We start from the raw sequence: 19,555 nt of genomic DNA on the forward strand, positions 1-19,555 counted from the left end.
ATTCGCATTAAACTTACCCTTGTCCAAACACCGGCTCGATCCGGCCTTGCTGATTAATCTGCAGCACGGCTTCGTAGTTCTTGCCGGTTTTGGCGGATACGAAGCCGCGGATGACGCCGGTTTTGCCTTTGCGTAGCAGCTGGTTCATTTGGGTGTCGGTGAGGGTTTTGCCGCCCCATTCGAACGGCACGCGGAACTGGCAGTCCTCGCGGAAGCGGGAGCAACCCCAGGCGCTTTTGCCGCGCAGCATCTGGCCCAGCCGGCACACCGGGCACGGAATCTGGCCGGGGTCCTGGGGCGTGGTGGGCTTGCTTTCGGCGGCGCGCACCAACTCCAGCGTGCGGGCCGGCGTGAGGCGAATGGCGGCATCGAACTTCTGGCCCATGCCGTCCACGAAGCCTTTCATGACCGGCGTGCGGCCCTTTTTCAGAAGCTCGCCTACTTGCTTGTCGGTGAGCTTTTTGCCCTCGAACTCGGTGGGCAGCCGGAACTGGCAGCCTTCCTTCCAGCGCGAGCAGCCCAGCGCCGACTTGCCGCGCAGCACGTGGCCGCTGCCGCAGGCCGGGCACGGCCCCAGCGCCCCCGGTACGGCGGGCGTAGCGGCGACTTTCGGCGGGCTGGCTTTGGCGGTAGCGCCGGCTTTCTGGCCGGTGAGGTCGGCCAACTCAGGCTTGTGGATGCTGATGCCGCGGCCCGAGCCGTCCTGCTTCACCTCGTGCACCATTTCGCGCACCAGCTGCTGCAGCTCGCCCAGAAACTGCCCCGATTCCAGTTGGCCGCCTTCAATCTGGCGCAGCTTCCGCTCCCATTGCCCGGTCAGCTCCGCCGATTTCAGCGTGGGGTTGCGAATCAGGCCAATCAGCTCGACACCGGTGGGCGTGGGCACAATCTTCTTTTTGTCGCGCCGGATATAGCCACGTTTGAACAGGGTTTCGATGATGGCGGCGCGGGTGGAGGGGCGGCCGATGCCGTTTTCCTTCATGGCCTGGCGCAGCTCCTCGTCGTCGACGTTGCGGCCGGCGGTTTCCATGCCGCGCAGCAGCATGGCCTCCGAGTACTCGCGCGGCGGCTGGGTCATTTTGGCGTCGAGGCGGGGCTTGTGCGGGCCGGTTTCATCTTTCACGAAGCTGGGCAGCACGGTGCTCACCACGTCGTCGTCACCTTCACCAACCGCTTTCGGGGCCGAGGGTGCCTGCTGCTTCTCGGGGTCGCCGTACACCTCGCGCCAGCCAGGGCTCAGGATCTGGCGGCCCCGCACGCGGAACGTGCGCCCGGCCACGTCGGCCGTCACAGTGGTGTTCGACACTTCGCAGTCGGGGTAAAACGCGGCCAGGAAGCGGCGCACGATGATGTCATACACGCTGCTTTCGGTGCCGTGCAGGCTGTTGGCGCTGGCCCCGGTCGGGATGATGGCGTGGTGGTCGGTGACTTTGTTGTTGTTGAAGACCTTGGTGCTCTTGCGGATTTTGGGGGCCGCCAGCAGCGGCGCGGCCAGCGCGGCGTGCGCGCCGCCCAGCCCGCGCATGATGCCCGCAATTTTGGGGTACTGGTCGTCGGGCAGGAAGGTGGTGTCGACGCGCGGGTAGCTCACCACTTTCTTCTCGTAGAGGCCCTGCACCGTTTTGAGCGTGTCTTCAGCCGAGAGGCCCAGCTGGTTGTTGCACTGCACCTGCAGCGCCGTCAGGTCGAACAGCGCCGGCGGACTCTCCAGCGCCTTCTTGATTTCCACGTTGGTCACCGTCAGGGGCTGGCCGGTCACCTGGGCGAGGGCGGCATCGGCTTCTTCCTGGGTCACGAAGTAGCCGCGGGCTTTCAGGCGGGCCTTTTCGTCGGGCTCGTCGTCGTCCTTGCCCTTTATCAGCACGGCCACGTGGCTGAACATGGTGCCGCGGTACTCGGTGCGCAGCACCCAGTACGGCTCGGGCCGGAAGTTCTGGATTTCGTGGTAGCGGTCGACAAGCAGCGCCAGCGTGGGCGTCTGCACGCGCCCGATGCTGAGCACCTGCCGCTGGCCGGGCGCATATTTGAGCGTGAACAAACGAGTAGCATTCAAACCCAACAGCCAGTCGCCGGCGGCGCGGCTTTTGCCGGCTTGGTAGAGATTATCGAACTCCGAGCCTTCGCGCAGGTTCTGAAAGCCCTGGCGGATGGCTTCCTCGGTGAGCGAGGAAATCCAGAGGCGCTTGAAGGGCTTGCGGTACTTGGCTTCCATCAGCACCCAGCGCTGAATGACTTCGCCTTCCTGGCCGGCGTCGCCGCAGTTTATCACTTCCTCGGCGTTGGCCAGCAGGTTCTTGATGACGTTGAACTGGCGCACCACACCGTCGTCGCGGCGCATGAGCTTAATGCCGAACTGCTCGGGTACCATGGGCAGGTCGTGGATGCTCCAGCGTTTCCACTCGGGGCGGTAGTCCTCGGGCTCGCGCAGCTGGCAGAAGTGCCCAAACGTCCAGGTGACCTGGTAGCCGTTGCCCTCGTAGTAGCCGTCCATGCGCCGGTCGGCGCCCAGCACGCTGGCAATTTCACGGGCCACGCTGGGCTTTTCGGCAATGCAGACTTTCAACTCGTAGATGCTCGTGGTGAGGGAATGGTGCCGGCTTTGCGCTGGCAAGGGAATCAACAAAGATACGCGCAGGAAAGGTCGGGTAGAACCAGCTAATTCAACAATTCCCTGGGATGAAAAGGGCCTTTCCAATTTCATCCTGCGTATCTGAAACTTGCTTTTGCAGCCGCATTTTCCGTGGTTGGCATTGTCAAATCCCCCCAACTACCCCGTGCTTTTTGTGATGCCTTTGCTGCAGCCTGAGTTATGGGATAAAATTCAGCGCTTTGAGTTGGATGATCCGGCAGCGGCGCTTTCATTTACCAGCCGGCTGGCCCGCGAAAATGGCTGGAGTCTGACTTTTTCCTTGCGGGCCGTGGCAGAATACAAGCGCTTTATTTTCCTGCTCTGCACTACAAATCAACCTCTTACTCCTTCCGATGAGGTAGACCAAGTATGGCATTTGCATCTGCTTTACACTCGTTCTTATTGGATTGACTTCTGCCAGTATACCCTGCAAAAGGTCATTCACCACGGTCCTACACACGGGGACAGACAAGAGCGTGCTAAGTTCAACAACTGGTATGACCAAACTTTGAAATGCTATGCTGAGGTATTTGGCCAGTTGCCACCACCCGACCTTTGGCCCTCACCGGCTGTGCGTTTCCGGCCTTCCCGTTTTCAGAGAGTCAACTTATCTACCAAGTGGCTGGCACCCCGATTTTCGCTCCCATGGTACCGGAAATAACAGCCTTTCTTCAGCAGGCGCGTCCCACGGAAATACTGCTTTTGCTTGCTGACACTACGCCTTCGCAGCAGCAGCAATTGCGCCTCACATTTTTAGAGCTACTGCGCCAACAGGTGTTGGTTCTTGGAAATCGGCTGATTCAGCGTCCGCCAAGTAGCACCAGCGCTATTTATGTACGGCCCGGGCCGGCTTTTTACGACTATCAACCCCGGGCCTATGAAATCTTACTGCTCCGGCCATTCCTAAAACAGAACCTTCCGGAGCTTCTTTTAAGACATTTTGTTGAACTGGCTTTCCAGGTGGCGGAGTCTGCCTCACGATTTTCGGGAACAGTACATTTGCAGGGGCCCTTACCTTCGCTGTACTCTCAAAACTGGTGGCAGCGGCTACTGGGAATTCGGCAACTCGTGCCATCCGGCAACGCACTGCGTATGCGGTTAACGGAGTGGCTCACACATCAGGATATTACGCTAAACCGCATTGCTCAACGGGATGAAAAAGCAGCTACTGTCCTGGCGAGCCAGCTTGGGAGAATCTTATTTTTGCTTCCCACATTTCGTTCTCCTCTCGGCCATATTCTTGATCGGGAGCTATTCCGGGCTCAAACGGAACAACACGGTGCCGTATTTGCCACTGATAGTTCTGACAGTACTGACAGCAGCCCTAGCTCATGGTACAACTGTGGACACCACTTCGACAGCCACACGGACGCCGGAGGGCACGGAAGCCAATCAGACGGGGTAGATGACTCGGGTTGCGGAGGCGACTCGGGCTGTGGCGGTTGCGGTGGAGACTAGAAAACTCAGTTGAAAACCATTGCTATAGGCAATGGATTTCATCTACTGCCCCACCCGCCGCACCATACGTACGGTAGCCACGCAGCGGAAACCCAGCCAGCTCTGCGGCCCCTGGTAGAGCTGCCGCGACTCCAGTTTCAGGCTCAGCACGGAGCTTTGGAACGAGCCGCCTTTCGCTATGCCTTTTGTGGCCGTCATTTCGGCGGCGTTGCCGATGATGTTGTAGAGGCCGAGGTAGTTGGCGGGGTTCACGTACACGTACTCCAAGCCCAGCTGGCCGGGCTTCGCCGAGCACTCAAATACCTGGTTGGTTTCGGTCGTGTAATAGTTTTCGCGCAGGTTGTATGGCAGCTTGTAGATGGCGCTGGCGGCCGGAATCTGCAGCGCAACCAGGCAGGAGTCGAGGCCGGGCTCTTTGCGCGTAGCTACAGGCTTTGGCCGGGCTTTGGGGCTGGGCGGCACCAACGCGGCCGGCGTGTGGCCGCTGCCGAGCGAGCCTGCGGCCGCCTGCTGCCACTCGGCTTCGGTGGGCAGGCGGTATTCCACCGTCAGGTCGTAGCCGCGCAGTTCGGGGTGCTTTTTCCGGAAGTCCGTCGACTGCAGCAAGGACTCGTTGACGACTGCGCTGCGCCATTTGCAATAGGCTACGGCCTGCTCGTAGCTGATGCCCACCACGGGATAGTAGCGGAAACCCGGATAGCGGAAATAAATGATGGCCGTTGGGATGCCGGCCACGGCCGTTGGCGGCGCCGCGGCCATAGCTTTCCAGACCGTTGAGTCGGGCAGCTGGCTGCGGTAGTAGGTTTCAGACGAATCGAGGCGGATGCGCTGCAGGTATTCCAGCCAGTGGATATTGGCCACTTCCGATTCGTCGATGAACAGATTTTCGGCTAGGCGGATGGTGCCGGGCGGTTCGGGCGCATTCACATGCTGTTGCGCCGTAGCCGCCCGGCCGGTCAGCACCAGCCATAACAGAGCCGGCAAAAGTATTCCTGGTTTCATGGTTGTGTTGCTGGGCCCGCTGTCGTGTTGATGCAGGCGGTTCAGCGTTACCTGTTTCCCGCGCCCTGTATTCACTACAGACATATATCCCTGAATTAGTGGAACCTGCTTTTCGGCCAAGTGCAGACCGGCTGCGTACTTCTACCCGAATATCACTTCTTTTTCATCGTGTATGTGGATAGTCTTTTCGTTGCTGGCAGCACTGTCGGCGGCTGTGGTAGTTACGCTTTCCAAAGTAGGCGTCAAGAACATAGAATCCAGCGTGGCTTTTGCCATCCAGTCGGTACTGATTGTGAGCGTGGCCTGGGGCGTAGTGGCATGGCAGGGCCACTTGCCGCAGGTAGCCCAGATTGACCGCCGCACGTGGCTGTTTCTCATTACCGCGGGCATTATCACGTGCGCCTCGTCGCTGTTCTCGTTTCAGGCCCTGAAGATGGGACAGGCCTCACGCACCTCATCGTTCGACAAAATCTCGCTGGTGTTTTCCATTCTGCTGGCCGTGTTCTTTCTGAAGGAAAAAGTAACCTGGCAGGTGCTTCTGGGCGCAGCCTTCATGGCCGGCGGCGCCATCCTGATAGCCTTCACCAAGCCCGCCGAGTAAGTGGTGGATTGGTGGATTGTAGATTGTCCAGATATCAACCCACCACTCCACAATCCACCAATCCAGCTACTCCACAGTAAGCACAATTTTGCCGGGCGTGCCACCTTTCTCGCTGAGGCGGTGCGCGTCGGCCAGGTCGCGCAGGGCGAAGGTTTTGTAGATAACGGGCTTGAGAGTGCCCGCCTGCAGCCATGCCGAAAGCAGGGCCATATCCGGGCCGCTGTTTTTGGCCAGAAACATGGCCTGGCTCTTATCGGAGAAGGCCGCCGCAAAGGTGCCTGTCACCATGCCGGCCGGGTCGGGGATGGTCGTGACGTAGCGGCCCAGGCGGCGCAGGGCGTTTTTGCTGGCGCTGAAGCTGCTCTTGCCGGCGGCGTCGAATATCACGTCGTAGCGGCTATGGTCTGCGGTGAAGTCTTGCTCTTTGTGGTTGAGGACCCGGTCGGCGCCGAGCGTGCGTACCAGTTCCTGGTTGTCGGGGCCGCACACGCCGGTAATTTCGCCGGCACCCAGCGCCCGGGCAATCTGCACCGCAAACGAGCCCACGCCACCCGACGCCCCATTGATGAGCACCCGGTCGCCGGAAAGCAAGCGGCCGTGGTGGTACAGGCCCTGCAGCGCCGTGAGGGCGGCCAGCGGCACCGCTCCTGCCTGCTCCATGCTTAGCAGCGGCGGCACAAACGCCGCGCTGGTTTCGGCCAGCACCGCGTACTCAGCGGCAGCCCCGCCCACGCCGTCGGCCGCCATGCCGTACACCCGGTCGCCGACCTGGAAGCGCGTGACATTGTCGCCGACGGCCGCTACCTCGCCGGCCACGTCGCGGCCCGGAATCTTGGGAAACCTGTGGCATGTGAGCAGCTTCATTTCGCCCTGGCGCACTTTCCAGTCGATAGGGTTGACGCTGCTGGCCCGCACGCGCACCAGAATCTGGTCGGCTTTGGGTGTGGGGGTCGGCTGCTCGCCGTAGTGAAGGACGTCGGCGGAGCCGTATTGCGTGTAGTAGACAGCTTGCATGGGAGCCGAAGTTTAGAAAACAGAAGATTCTAGCCCGCCTACGCAATAAGCGGGGAAGCAGGTTCGTCAACGCAGCATTCTGCCGGCCCTCCTCCACAAAAAAAACCGCCGTAGCCAAAGGCTACGGCGGTTCCAACCACACTTAACTACGTAAACTTGCCCAGGGGCAAGGCGGGAAGCCGCTAACTGGTTTTCTGAAGGTGGGGCTTGTGCTCCTTGTCCTTGCTGCCAGCGGCCATAACTTCCGATTCCGAAACACGCTTGCCTTTGTCGGCCTGCGGATTGAAACCGGGTTGTTCTTCAAATACCTCTTCGGCGTACTTCATGGCCTCGGTACCATAAATGTGGTCCAGGTCGCCTATTTCGTCGTTTAGCTGCAAATCCCGGAGCAGGCCTTCCTTGATGTCATACACCAGGCCATGCAGGCGGGGCGGCTTGCTGGTTTTGCGGGCATTCTGGATGATGTTGGTTTTGGCCAAGTTCCGGACCTGCTCAATCACATTGAGCTCTACCAAACGGCGCAGCCGCTCATCCTCATTCTTGATGCGCAGAAATTCCCGCTCGTGCACCCGAATCACGTCGCGGATGTTGGTCAGCCAGTTGTCTATCAGGCCGTATTGCTTGTTGGCGGCGGCGGCAGCTACCCCACCGCAGCCGTAGTGGCCCACCACCAGAATGTCCTCTACGCCCAGCACTTCCACGGCGTATTGCAGCACCGACAGCATGTTGAAATCGGTGTGCACCACCATGTTGGCGATGTTGCGGTGCACGAACATTTCGCCGGGGCCGGTGCCGGTGATGGCCGAAGCCGGCACCCGCGAATCGGAGCAGCCGATAAACAGGTATTTGGGCTTCTGGCCATCGGCCAGCCGGTTGAAGAATTCAGGATCTGCGGCTTTCCGGTCAGCTACCCATTTCTCGTTGTTGTCTAAAATCTGCTTGATGCTCATGGCCAGTGGGAGGGAATGGAGAGAAAACCAGCCGTTAGGAGGCGAAGCCGCACCGGGCGGCCCGGCTGCCCTGTTGCCTGTCGATGTCCTGCTGCTCTGACCGGCTCTAGTGGCCCATTACCTCGACTTGCGGAATACCCCGCAACTCCAGGTTCAGGCCCCGGTCGGCAGCCGACTGGCGGAAGTTCTCAATGGCTTCCAACACGTCGTAGTCTATCATCTCCGACTCAGTACCGTCGAGGATGACCCGGCTGCCGGGGCTGAATTGCTCCAGCATCCGGATGATGCTGGCTTTGTTCAGGAAAGAGACATGCTCGCTCAGCTTCAGGTGGTACACACCGGCTGCCTGGAGCTCCGGCGACTGGCGCAGGAAGTAAGCCGATTCGTAGTGCGTTTTCAGGATGTAGAAGATGCCCACTACCAGCCCGATGGTAACGCCTTTCAGCAGGTCCGTCAGGAGCACGGCCACAATCGTGATGATGAAGGGCAGAAACTGCCGCCAGCCCAGTTTCCACTGCGTACGGTAGAGAGCGGGCTTCGTCAGCTTGTATCCTACTACCAGCAGCACAGCCGCCAGCGCCGACAGCGGAATCTTGTTTAGAATGGTATCCAGAAACAGCAGGCTGATGAGCAGCAGCAGCCCGTGCAGAAAGGCCGACATGCGGGTCTGGCCACCGGCATTGATGTTGGCAGAGCTACGCACGATAACGGCCGTCATCGGCAGGCCGCCCAGCAGGCCGCTCACCATGTTGCCGGCTCCCTGGGCCATCAGTTCCCGGTTGGTAGGGGTGGCACGCTTCTGGGGGTCCAGCTTGTCAACCGCTTCTACGCTCAGCAGGCTTTCCAGCGACGCAACAATGGCAATTGTGAAAGCAACGGTGTACGTGGCAGGCACCATGAAAGCCGACCACCTAGGCTGCGTGAATATGTTGATAAAGTCGGACCACGAGGTGATGTTGGGCAGCTGCACCAGGTGCTCGGGCCGCACCCGCAGTACCGGCAGGGCCACATCCAGCAGCGAGCTGATCCCAATGGAAAGCAGCACGACCACCAGCGCCCCCGGAATCATGCGCAGCACGGCCACACGCTTCGCAAGCACATTTTCCCAGAGGAGCAGCACACTCAATGACACCAGCCCGATGAGAGCTGACCCCCAGCCAAAGGAGCGCAAGGCTCCGCTCAGGGCGCTGAACGTGTTCTGGCCATCGAACTGCAGAAAGCTCATGTCCTCGAAGTAGTCGGTATCTACCCCGAGCAGGTGCGGAATCTGCTTCAGAATCAGGATCAGACCAATAGCGGCCAGCATGCCCCGAATAACAGAGGTGGGGAAGTACAGACCAATGATACCGGCCCGGACCAGCCCCATTACGATCTGTAGAGCACCGGCAATGACGGTAGCCGCCAGCACGGCTTCAAACGAGCCCAGCGTTTGGAGAGCAGTCAGGATAATGGCCGTGAGGCCGGCGGCGGGGCCACTCACGCTGAGCTGTGAGCCACTCAGCCACGATACCATCACCCCTCCTACTATGCCGGTAATGATACCGGCCAGCAGAGGCGCTCCGGAGGCTAGCGAAATACCCAGGCAAAGCGGCAACGCCACCAGAAATACAACTAGTCCTGCCGGAGCGTCCTTGCCCAGCGAGCTGAAAGGACCTTTGGGCGCGGGAGGAGGCACTGTAGCGGTGGTTGCCCTTTGCGCAGGGGCGGATGCTGTTTGAAGCATGGAGGTAGACTTGTCAAGTGTGGAACTGGTACTGATCAGAAATCAGCCCAGGTAGCAGGAACGGTCCACAAGTCTACACGCAGGTAATTAAGACCCGGTTAAAAGAGCGTTAAAAGGAAGTTAAAACGGCCTGAGGAGTCAAAATAGCAGATTATGAGCCTTTTGCTCTGAGGTTTTTATCCAAGCGCAGGCCAGTGAAGCCATACCTGAGTGCCCTCACCCAGCTCACTTTCTACCCGCACGCTGCCGCCGTGCAGGGCCATGATTTTGGAAGTAAGCGGCAGCCCGATACCGTGGCCCGGCACCGTCCGGATGGCTTCGGCCCGGAAAAAAGGCACAAATACCTGCTGCCGGTCGGCTTCGGTCATGCCAACGCCATGGTCGCGCACTTCCAGAAACACGCGGGAAGCAGTGGTGGTCAGGCTAGCCACAATGGGTTCTTTGGAGTCTTTAGAAAACTTGCAGGCATTTTCCAGCACATTCAGAAAGGCGGAGAGCAGCAGGGCCTCATTTCCTTTCACAGCAAATGGATGCCGTATCATGGCCGGTACATCACCAAATTCCAGGTCGACGCGGCACGTAGGGTTGCGGCGCTGTACTTCCTCGTGTGCCTGCAGCAGCAGCTCGTCGAGGCGCACAATGGTCAGGGGCACCTGGGAGGGGTCGTCGGAGGCCCGCGCAATCTGCAGCAGGCCATTGGTCAGGTCTTTGAGCAGGCGGGAAGCATCGAGCGTACTCTGCAGTACCCGGCGGTATTCTTCCGGGCTGCGCTCCTGCAGCAGCGCCACTTCCAGCTCCCCGATAATGACGGTGAGCGGAGTGCGCAGCTCGTGCGAGGCGTCGCGCACAAAGGTGCGCTGGCCGGCGAAGGCTGTTTCCAGCCGGTCGAGGAGCTGGTTGAAACGTTGGGCCAAGTGCGCAATTTCGTCGTAGCCACCGGCCTGCGAGAGGCGGCGGTGCAGGTCCGTTACCGTAATGCTGTCTACTTCACGCACCACTTTCTGTATGGGCCGCAGGGCCAGTCCGGCAAAAAACCAGCCGCCGATGCTCACAATAATAAAGGAGGCGAGCAGGCCACTGGCCAGAATCCGGCGCAGACTGCCCAATTTGTCACGGCTGTCGGTATCCACGGAAGAAGCCACCACCACAAAGTCGCCCCGGTCCTTGTCGCGGTACAGCATTCCGACTGTCTGGCCGAAGTTTTCGCGCAGCTGCACTTCCCGGCCTTCCTCCCGCACGGCCGCCAGCAACTCCAGGGGTAGCGGCACATCAGAAAGCTGGCCCTCGCGGAAAACCACTTGATTTTCCGCGTTGTATACGCGCACTTCTTCTTCGGGCAGCGTGCGGTAGAACTGCCGTAGGTAGCGCCGGTACGAGGCGCGGCTGCCTTCATCAGCCCGGCCGGTACCATCGAGGTACACGTGGGCCACAATCCGGGCCCGCGCAAACAGGTTCTCCGTGAAGGATTCCTGCCGGGCCCGGAAAGTGGAGAAATAAATTACCAGGGAAAACAGCAGCAGGGTGAAGGCCAGAATAGCCGCAAACTGCAGCGCCAGCCGGAGCCGAATGGTCATTGGGAAAGGAAATAGTCGTGAGAATCTGCCGTAAGCTGGCACAAAGAAACCGCTTGGCCGGAGCAAATGGTTTTGTTTGTCAACGGCCAGGCCAGAGACGTTACTATCCAGGGGCTGCTCCTCCTGCTCAAATATTCATCTTTTTCTATCTTTAGACAGGCGGAGCCAGGCTTTCCAGAAAACTGTGGCTCCCGCCTACACTGCCCACCACCTTTTAGCGCCTTGCCTTGGAAGCTCCCCGCCCAGCTGCTCTTGCTGCTACTCTCGCCCGTGAGTTCGACTGGCTTTCCGCCGTGCTGAATGCGCGCCTGCAGCTATATTTTGGGGCTGAAAGCGGAGCCGCAGCGCGTGACGACCTGCCCGCACCCGAATTGCCGGCCGAGGCTACCGATGCCTATAGCCGGCTGGTACAGCGTGAGCAGCTGGGCCGGGCCGAGCGGCTGGTGCTGGCACTGGCGCTGGCCCCGCATTTCCGGCCGCAGGCGCTGGATAGCTTTTTCGCCCGCAACAGCCTCTACGACCGTCGTTTCACGGAATTCGGCGGGCTGCAGGGCCGCAACCACGCGGGCTTTCTGCCTACCGGCGAAACCGCGCTGTTTCTGCTGGCCGGCAACGACCTGGCACGCCGCCTGCCCTATCAGTTTCATCTTTTCGCTGATTCCGTTCTGATTACAGCCGGGTTCATTGAGCTAGGCACTCCCGATGCGGCGGAACCTGCCCTGAGCGGCGCGCTGACGATTACGCCCGAGGCGCTGGCCCTGCTTACGGCCGGCCACGGCGCGCGCCGGCCGGCGAGTGTCGCGGCCTTGGCTCAGCTTGTCACCACTCCTCTTTCCTGGGATGAGCTGGTACTGGAACCAGACACCCAGGAGCAGCTGCACAACATACGAGCCTGGCTGACTCAGCAAGGCAGCCAGGGGCCGGACGCGCACCTGACCCGCCAACTTAAGCCTGGCTACCGGGTGCTGTTCTATGGCCCGCCCGGTACCGGCAAAACCCTGGCGGCCAGTTTACTGGGGAAAACTACCGGCACGGCCGTGTACCGAGTGGATTTGTCGGCAATGGTATCGAAATACATCGGCGAAACGGAAAAGAACCTGAGCCGCCTCTTTGATATGGCCGAGCGGCAGCGCTGGATTCTGCTTTTCGATGAGGCCGAGGCACTATTCGGCAAACGCACCACCATAGGCTCCGCTCACGACCGGTATGCCAATCAGGAAATCAGTTACCTACTCCAGCGCATGGAGCAGTTTCCGGGGCTGATTGTGGTGGCAGCCACTGCCAAAGGCAATCTGGATGAAGGTTTTATTCGCCGCTTCCACGCGGTGCTGCCGTTTCCGCTGCCCGGCCCCACCGAGCGGGAGAAGCTATGGCGGCAGGCGTTTGCGGGTATACCAGTAGCTCCCGACGTGGATTTTTCAGTTCTGGCCCGGCAGCACCAGCTAACGGGTGGCGCCATTAGTAATGTGCTGCGCCATTGCGCGGTGGCGGTTCGGCAGCATGGCCAGCGCGTTTCCACTGCCGACTTTGAACGGGCCATCCAACGGCAGAAGGAAGCCTTCGGCTGAGCAAACAGCTACTCGCGTACAACTGGCGGACTCGTGGGCACGGGCTCAAACTGCCGGGCCTTGCCGGGCAGCGTTTTATGCTTTTCCTTGCCCAGGGCGGCAGCCGGCTCGGGCACCCAGTGGTGGCGGCCGCCGGCCCGCTCGTCCTCAAACTCCGTCGGGATATTGCCGGCCACCGTGCGCTGCTGCCAGGTTTCGTGGCGGCTGCCGTCGTCGCGGCGCTCCATCGTGATGCACTCTTCCACGGGGCACACCAGGGAGCAGAGGTTGCAGCCCACGCAGTTTTCGTCGATGATTTCCGGTACGCGGGTGCCTTCATTCAGCCGGATGGCCTGGTGGGCGCCGTCTTCGCAGGCCGTGTAGCAGAGCTGGCACCCGATGCACTTCTGCTCGTTGATGCTGGCCGTGACTTTGTAGTGCAGGTTCAGCTCTTCCCAGTGCTTCACGTTGGGCAGCGCCCGACCCACCATATCCTGTATGGTCTGAAAGCCTTTCTCACGCATATACTGCTCCAGTCCGCTGGTCATTTCCCGGATGATGCCGAAACCAAAATGCATAGCCGCCGTGCACACCTGCACGCTGCTCGCGCCCAGCAGAATATGCTCCACGGCGTCGCGCCAGTTCTCAATGCCTCCGATGCCAGAAATGGGTAGCTGCACGCCGGGGTGCTGGGCGCAGTTTTTCACCATGTTCAAGGCAATGGGCTTTACGGCCGGGCCGCAGTAGCCGCCGTTGGTGCCCTGCCCGTCCACTATCGGATAGGGCGAAAACTGGTCGAGGTCCACGCCCACAATGCTCTGGATGGTATTGATGAGCGAAATGGCGTTGGCCCCGCCCTGCCGCGCCGCCAGCGCTGGCTCGGTTATATCGGAGATATTAGGCGTGAGCTTCACGATAACCGGCACCGTAGCCACTTCCATCACCCACTCTACTATGGTGCGCAGCACGTTGGGCTCCTGCCCTACCGCCGAGCCCATGCCCCGCTCGCACATGCCATGCGGGCAGCCGAAGTTCAGCTCCAGCCCGTCGGCACCGGCATCCTGCGAGGCCCGCACGATGTCGTGCCACTCCTGCCGGCTCTGCACCATCAGCGAGGCAATGACAGCGTGCTGCGGAAACCGCTTTTTCACTTCCTCAATCTCGCGCAGGTTGTCCGACAGCGGCCTATCCGAAATCAGCTCGATGTTGTTGAAGCCAATCAGGCGCTTGTCGCGGTAGTTGACGCCGCCGTAGCGGCTCGACACGTTCACAACGGGCACGCCCAGCGTCTTCCACACGGCCCCGCCCCAGCCCGCATCAAAGGCCTTCATCACCTGATAGCCGGAGTTGGTAGGTGGCGCCGAGGCCAGCCAGAACGGGTTAGGCGACTTGATACCGGCGAAGTTGATGGAGAGGTCTGGCATGGCGCAAGCAGATTGAATTTGTGTAGTTTGTCATCCTGAGCGGAGCGAAGGACCTTCTCACGTCAGACCCTCGTTCGATTGCCCCAGATACAAGAAGGTCCTTCGCGCTGCTCAGGATGACAGGTCCTGACTCATTAGATACTCGTGAATGCCGCGCGCTGCCACTTTGGCTTCGGCGGTGGCATTCACTACTTCGGCCCCACCATTGCCCGCGTCGCCGGCGGCGAAGTAGCGCGGGTTGGTGGTCTGGCCGGTGCGGCTGTCGAGGATGATGCGGCCCTTGGCATCGAGCTGCAGGCCATCAATCAGGCCGAGAAAGGTGGTTTGCTTGCTCTGGCCGGTGGCTTTTATCACCATGTCGCAAGGCACGACGAACTCGCTACCGGGCACGGGCTGCACCTGGCCACCGGTGGTGGCGGTGCGCACAAACCGCACGCCTTCCACCTTGCCATTACCGGTAATTTCGACGGGGGCTACGTTGAATAAGCCTTCCACGCCCACGCCTTTGGCCAGGTCGTACTCAAAGTCGTAGGCGCCCATATCGGCTTTGCTGCGGCGGTAGGCCAGCGTCACGTGCTCGGCCCCCATTCTGGCCGACTCGGAGGCAGCATCCATAGCCGTGTTGCCGCCGCCCAGCACTACCACCCGGCGGCCAACGGCTATGGCGTGGTGCTGCTGGCGCAGCTGCTCGATGAATTCCACCGCACCCACGCAGCCGGCGCTGTCTTCGCCCGGCAAACCCAGCGTGCTGGTGCTGCCCAGCCCGATGCCAAGAAACACGGCGTCGTAGCTGGCTTCCAGCTTCTCCACATCAGCGCGGCTGGCAATGGGCGCGTGGTAGTACACCGAGTAGCCAAACTGCCCTTGCAGATAGGCCATTTCGGCCAGCGTTTCCTCGTTTGTGATTTTGTAGGGCGCCACACCGTATACGGTCAGGCCCGAAGGCTGCGCTTTGGCCTCGAATACGTCCACCTCGTGCCCCAGGGCCCGCAGTTCGCAGGCACAGCTGATGCCGGCCGGACCCGCCCCAACTACGGCCACCCGCCGGCCCGTGGGGGCGCCCGGCCCGAACAGGGCCTCTCCGCTGTCCATCTGGGCCCGCGTGGCGAAGCTCTGCAACCGCCCGATTTCGATGGGTTTTACGTCCTGCAGATTGTACACGCAGGCGCCTTCGCAGAGCACTTCCGTGGGGCAAACCTTGCCGCAGGCATTGCCGAAGTAGTTGGCCTCGTAAATGGTGCGCGCCGCGCCCGTTACGTTGCCGGTGTTTATCTGGCGGATGAACTGTGGAATGTCTATACCCGACGGGCAGGCCTGAATGCAGGGCGCATCGAAGCAGAACAAGCAGCGGGAGCTTTCCAGCATAGCCTCAGTGCGGTTCATGCGCGGCTTGAGCTGCGCAAAGTTCGCCTGGAATTCCTGCTCGGAAGTTGGGGGGGAGTATTCGGCCACGAGTTTATGGCTTTAGTTATAAGGAAATACACATCTGCTGTTATCCTAAGCCTGCGAAAGGCCCTCTCACACCAGAACGAATCGTTGTTCTGGTGGTTCACACGTGAAAAGATCCTTCACAGGCTCAGGATGACAGTACGGAAGGCTACAGCTCCACCAGCTTCTCATAGGTTTCGGGGCGCCGGTCGCGGAAGAACTGCCAGGTAGAGCGCACTTCCTCTATCATATCGAGGTCGAATTCGGCTACCAGCAATTCATCTTTGTCTTCTGAGGCCTGGGCGAAAATCTGGCCGCGCGGGTCCACGAAGTAGCTGCTACCATAGAACCGGCCCAGATTCCAGGGCTTCTCCTCTCCCACCCGGTTGATGCAGCCCATAAAGTAGCCGTTGGCGGCGGCGTGGGCCGGCTGCTCCAGCTTCCAGAGGTACTGCGAGAGGCCCGCCACCGTAGCAGATGGGTTGTACACGATTTCCGCGCCGTTCAGGCCCAGCACCCGCGCGCCATCAGGGAAGTGCCGGTCGTAGCAGATATACACGCCTACTTTGGCGTATTTGGTCTGGAATACCGGATAGCCCAGGTTGCCGGGCTTGAAAAAGAACTTCTCCCAGAAGCCGGAGGTGTGCGGAATGTGGTTCTTGCGGTACTTGCCCAAGTAGGTGCCATCGGCATCAATCACGGCGGCCGTGTTGTAGAGGAAGCCCGCCGCCTCCCGCTCGTACACCGGCACAATGATGACCATGTTGTACTTCTTGGCATATTCGGCCATGCGCTCCGTCGTGGGGCCCGGCACGGCTTCGGCCGAGGTATACCACGCTTTGTCCTGGCCGGGGCAGAAGTAGGGCGTGTTGAAGATTTCCTGCAGGCACAGAATCTGCACGCCCTGGCGGCCGGCTTCCTCAATCAGCGGAATGTGCTTCTGCACCATGGCCTCTTTTATTTCCTCTATACTGCCCTGCCCTTCAGTCATGGGCAGGCTCATCTGGATAAGGCCGGATTTAACGATTCTGGGCATGATGGAGAGGAAATTAAGTGAGGGAGAAAATCAAATATCTGAGCCGTAGTTCTGTGCTTTTAGGCACTATCAGGACGTGGGTGAACTGTCATTCCGAGCTTGCCGAGGAATCTCGCGTGCTGAGGTTGTGGTGGTATTTACCACACTAGCGAGATTCCTCGGCTGCGCCTTCGCTCGGAATGACGGTTAAGTTGAGAGAGTGTATCGTCTGAATTGCGGGTTGAAATCCTGTTTAGAAGGCCGTTTTGCCGCGTTTGATAAACTGGCCGTAGCCGCGTCCAACCTTGGTTTCGCCGGCATGCACGGCTACCTGGCCGCGCAGCAGCACGGTTTCTATTTTGCTGGTCAGCTCCCAGCCTTCGTAGGCCGAGTAATCGACGTTCATGTGGTGCGTGGCGGCGGAAATGGTGTGCTTGGCGTCCGGGTCGATGATGACTAAGTCAGCGTCGGCGCCGATGCTGATGGTGCCTTTGCGCGGAAACATGCCGAAGATTTTGGCGGCGTTGGTACTCGTCACTTCCACGAACTTCTGCAGGCTGATACGCCCCTTCTGCACGCCTTCCGAAAACAGCAGCTCCATGCGGTGCTCGATGGCCGGGTGCCCGTTCGGAATCTTTGAAAAGTCGTCCTTTCCCATCAGTTTCTGCTCCCACCTGAACGGGCAGTGGTCGGTGCCCACCACCTGCACGAGGCCTTGGTTGATGCCGGCCCAGAGCGTGTCCTGGTCCTTTTTCTCGCGCAGCGGCGGCGACATCACCCACTTGGCACCCTCAAACTCTTCACCGTATAGTTCGGCATCGAGCAGCAGGTACTGAATGCAGGTTTCCACGAACACGCGCTGGTTGCGGCGGGTGGCTTCGCGCACCTGGTTCAGCGCACCTTCACAGGTGAGGTGCACGATGTAGGCATTCACGCCGGTATAGTTGGCAATGTCCGTGAAGCGGCCGGACGCCTCGGCTTCCGTCACTTCGGGCTGCGAGAGGTAGTGGTAGCGGGGCGTGAGCTTACCCGCGGCGCGGTGCTGCGCGATGAGCGTGTCAATCAGGTCGCCGTTGGTGGCGTGGGCCGTCACGAGGCCGCCGTGCTGGCGCACTTCCTGCATCAAACCTACCATCTGCGCATCGTCAATCATGAGTGCGCCTTTGTAGGCCATGAACGTTTTGAATGATGTAATGCCCTCGGCCACCATGTCCTTGATTTCCTCCCTGGTGCTCGGGTTGAAATCCGTCACGGCCATGTGAAACGAGTAGTCGCCGACGGCGGTGCCGGTGGCGCGGCCCTGCCACTCCGTGAGGGCCTCCCGCAGCGAGTGGCCCTGCTTCTGCAGCACGAAATCAATGACCGTGGTGGTGCCGCCGTGCAGCGCGGCGCGGGTGCCGGTTTCGTGCGTATCGGAGCTGAACGTACCCATAAACGGCATGTCCAGGTGCACGTGCGGGTCAATGCCGCCGGGCACCACGATTTTGCCGGTGGCATCAATGACTTCTGCCCCGTTGGCCGGCAGGTTGCGGCCGATGGCGGCAATAGTTTCGCCCTCCACCAGAATGTCGCACACCGCATCAAAATCGGCCGTCACGACGCGGCCATTTTTCACCAGTAAAGTCGCCATCAAACCTACAAACTATGAGAGAGTTGCAATTGAGAAAAGTAGCGTTTTGCCCCACCAAAAACAAGCGTTTCCGCCTGACTTAGAAGCAAAAGCAATAACGGCACCCGCACGAATGCGGGCCGGGCAATAGGCAGGAAAAGAGCGGGTTAGTGCACGTGCGCGTCGGCGATGCGCAGGGCTTCGGAAATGATGGCGAGGCCTTCGTCCAGTTCTTCTTTGGTGATGCAGAGCGGCGGGCAGATGAAGATGTAGTTCCAGCGCACGAAGGTGTACATGCCCAGCTCACGGATTTTGGCCATCACTTGGTTCATCACCTCCATCTGACTAGGCGCGGCGTTCCAGGGGGCCATGGGCTCTTTGGTCTGGCGGTTTTTCACCAGTTCCAGGCAGCCGAACAAGCCGGTGTTGCGCCAGTCGCCGATGCTGGGATGCTCACCCATCAGGTCGCAGATTCGCTCGTCGAGGTAACGGCCCATCTGCACGGTATTTTCGAGCAGGTTTTCCTCTTCGTACACATCCAGCACCGCCACGGCGGCGGCACAGGAAACCGGGTGGGCCGAATACGTGAGGCCTAGTGGCAGCGGCTTGTCGTCGAAGTGATGCGCTATCTTCTCATCCACCATCACGGCGCCCAGCGGCAGGTAGCCGGCCGTAATGCCTTTGGCCATGCACATCAGATCCACTTTCACGCCGTGGTGGTCGGAGCCGAACCACTTGCCGGTGCGCCCGAAGCCGCTCATCACCTCGTCGGCCACCAGCAGAATTCCGTGCTGGTCGCAGATTTCGCGGATGCGCTGCCAGTAGCCGGGCGGGTACTTGATGCAGCCCGACGTGCCCGACTCACCTTCCAGAATGATGGCCGCCACGCTGCCGGGGTTCTCGTAGCCGATGATGCGTTCCATGGCAGCAGCAGCCCGCTCGGCGCACTCTTCGGGCGTGGCGCTGTACCACGGGCAGCGGTAGAAATACGGATTCTCGACGTGCACCACGCCAGGCATAGCCTGGCTATCTACGGCAAATTTGCGCGGGTCGCCGCCGGCACTCATAGCCCCGTACGAAGCGCCATGAAACGACTGGTACAGCGTCACGATTTTGTGGCGGCCGGTGTACACGCGGGCCAGCTTGATGGCATTTTCGATGGCCTCGGCCCCACCCAGCGTGAAAAAGGCCTTGGTGAGATTGGCCGGCGTGATTTCCGCCAACTTGCGGCCCAGGTCGCCGCGGGCCTTGGTAATCATGCCCGGATACACGTAGCTCAGCTCCCGCATCTGGGCGGCCACGGCCTCCGTCACGCGCTGGTTGCCGTGCCCGATGTTCACGTTCATCAGCTGCGACGAGAAGTCGATGTAGCGTTTGCCGTCCCGGTCCCAGAGGTACACGCCCTCGGCCCGCTCGGCGCTAATCGGGTTCAGCCCCGCCTGCTTCGACCACGAAAACAGCGTGTGGTCGAGGTTGTCGTGCAGAATCTGTTCTTTGTCGGTGTCGAAGGCGGTTTCCATTTTGCAGAGGTAAATGGGTATTTTCTGACTCGCTAATCAGAACGTCATGCTGAGCTTGCCG

General features: G+C 60.3%; 14 protein-coding genes. 3 read left to right on the top strand and 11 right to left on the bottom strand.

Going from position 1 to position 19,555, the window contains the following annotated elements:
* Window positions 1-13: 13 nt before the first annotated feature.
* Window positions 14-2,563 (bottom strand): type IA DNA topoisomerase, encoded by a 2,550-nt coding sequence (locus IC231_RS09555; protein ID WP_190785007.1) that lies wholly within the window; start codon window positions 2,561-2,563, stop codon window positions 14-16.
* A gap of 187 nt (window positions 2,564-2,750) precedes the next feature.
* Between IC231_RS09555 and IC231_RS09560 the strand changes: the two genes are divergently transcribed.
* Complete coding sequence (locus IC231_RS09560; protein WP_211538973.1) at window positions 2,751-3,290, top strand: glycine-rich domain-containing protein; 540 nt, start codon at window positions 2,751-2,753, stop codon at window positions 3,288-3,290.
* A gap of 839 nt (window positions 3,291-4,129) precedes the next feature.
* Here IC231_RS09560 and IC231_RS09565 read toward each other — a convergent pair.
* A complete protein-coding gene (locus IC231_RS09565; protein ID WP_190784302.1) occupies window positions 4,130-5,089 on the bottom strand; it encodes a formylglycine-generating enzyme family protein in 960 nt (319 codons plus the stop codon).
* A 172-nt stretch (window positions 5,090-5,261) separates the two neighbouring features.
* Here IC231_RS09565 and IC231_RS09570 point away from each other — a divergent pair, with 172 nt between their 5' ends.
* A complete protein-coding gene (locus tag IC231_RS09570; RefSeq protein WP_190784303.1) occupies window positions 5,262-5,690 on the top strand; it encodes an EamA family transporter in 429 nt (142 codons plus the stop codon).
* Between the two features lie 66 nt (window positions 5,691-5,756).
* Here the strand turns inward: IC231_RS09570 and IC231_RS09575 are convergent, their stop codons facing one another.
* The 4 genes from IC231_RS09575 to IC231_RS09590 all read right to left on the bottom strand — a co-directional run bounded on the left by IC231_RS09575 (window position 5,757) and on the right by IC231_RS09590 (window position 10,951).
* A complete protein-coding gene (locus tag IC231_RS09575) occupies window positions 5,757-6,704 on the bottom strand; it encodes an NAD(P)-dependent alcohol dehydrogenase (protein ID WP_190784304.1) in 948 nt (315 codons plus the stop codon).
* Window positions 6,705-6,886: 182 nt separating this feature from the next.
* Window positions 6,887-7,654, bottom strand: a complete 768-nt coding sequence (locus IC231_RS09580; protein ID WP_211538974.1) for a carbonic anhydrase — start codon at window positions 7,652-7,654, stop codon at window positions 6,887-6,889.
* A 106-nt stretch (window positions 7,655-7,760) separates the two neighbouring features.
* The gene (locus IC231_RS09585; RefSeq protein ID WP_317173268.1) at window positions 7,761-9,329 is read right to left on the bottom strand and encodes a SulP family inorganic anion transporter; all 1,569 of its coding nucleotides are present in this window, start codon (window positions 9,327-9,329) and stop codon (window positions 7,761-7,763) included.
* Between the two features lie 224 nt (window positions 9,330-9,553).
* Window positions 9,554-10,951 carry a sensor histidine kinase gene (locus IC231_RS09590; RefSeq protein WP_190784306.1) on the bottom strand — a complete coding sequence of 466 codons (1,398 nt, stop codon included), beginning with the start codon at window positions 10,949-10,951 and terminating at the stop codon, window positions 9,554-9,556.
* Window positions 10,952-11,178: 227 nt separating this feature from the next.
* Here IC231_RS09590 and IC231_RS09595 point away from each other — a divergent pair, with 227 nt between their 5' ends.
* Window positions 11,179-12,519, top strand: coding sequence for an ATP-binding protein (locus IC231_RS09595; protein WP_190784307.1), 1,341 nt, complete (start codon window positions 11,179-11,181; stop codon window positions 12,517-12,519).
* Between the two features lie 8 nt (window positions 12,520-12,527).
* Here IC231_RS09595 and preA read toward each other — a convergent pair whose 3' ends face one another.
* The 5 genes from preA to IC231_RS09620 form a co-directional block, all read right to left on the bottom strand.
* The gene (gene preA, locus IC231_RS09600) at window positions 12,528-13,922 is read right to left on the bottom strand and encodes an NAD-dependent dihydropyrimidine dehydrogenase subunit PreA (RefSeq protein WP_190784308.1); all 1,395 of its coding nucleotides are present in this window, start codon (window positions 13,920-13,922) and stop codon (window positions 12,528-12,530) included.
* 111 nt (window positions 13,923-14,033) lie between these two features.
* Window positions 14,034-15,374 carry an FAD-dependent oxidoreductase gene (locus IC231_RS09605; protein WP_190784309.1) on the bottom strand — a complete coding sequence of 447 codons (1,341 nt, stop codon included), beginning with the start codon at window positions 15,372-15,374 and terminating at the stop codon, window positions 14,034-14,036.
* A gap of 145 nt (window positions 15,375-15,519) precedes the next feature.
* Window positions 15,520-16,386 (bottom strand): nitrilase-related carbon-nitrogen hydrolase, encoded by an 867-nt coding sequence (locus IC231_RS09610; RefSeq protein ID WP_190784310.1) that lies wholly within the window; start codon window positions 16,384-16,386, stop codon window positions 15,520-15,522.
* Window positions 16,387-16,618: 232 nt separating this feature from the next.
* A complete protein-coding gene (gene hydA, locus IC231_RS09615; protein WP_190784311.1) occupies window positions 16,619-17,995 on the bottom strand; it encodes a dihydropyrimidinase in 1,377 nt (458 codons plus the stop codon).
* Between the two features lie 146 nt (window positions 17,996-18,141).
* Complete coding sequence (locus IC231_RS09620; protein ID WP_190784312.1) at window positions 18,142-19,494, bottom strand: aminotransferase class III-fold pyridoxal phosphate-dependent enzyme; 1,353 nt, start codon at window positions 19,492-19,494, stop codon at window positions 18,142-18,144.
* Window positions 19,495-19,555: the final 61 nt, after the last annotated feature.

It is taken from the genome of Hymenobacter duratus, from assembly GCF_014698995.1.
In the GTDB taxonomy this organism is placed as follows: domain Bacteria; phylum Bacteroidota; class Bacteroidia; order Cytophagales; family Hymenobacteraceae; genus Hymenobacter; species Hymenobacter duratus.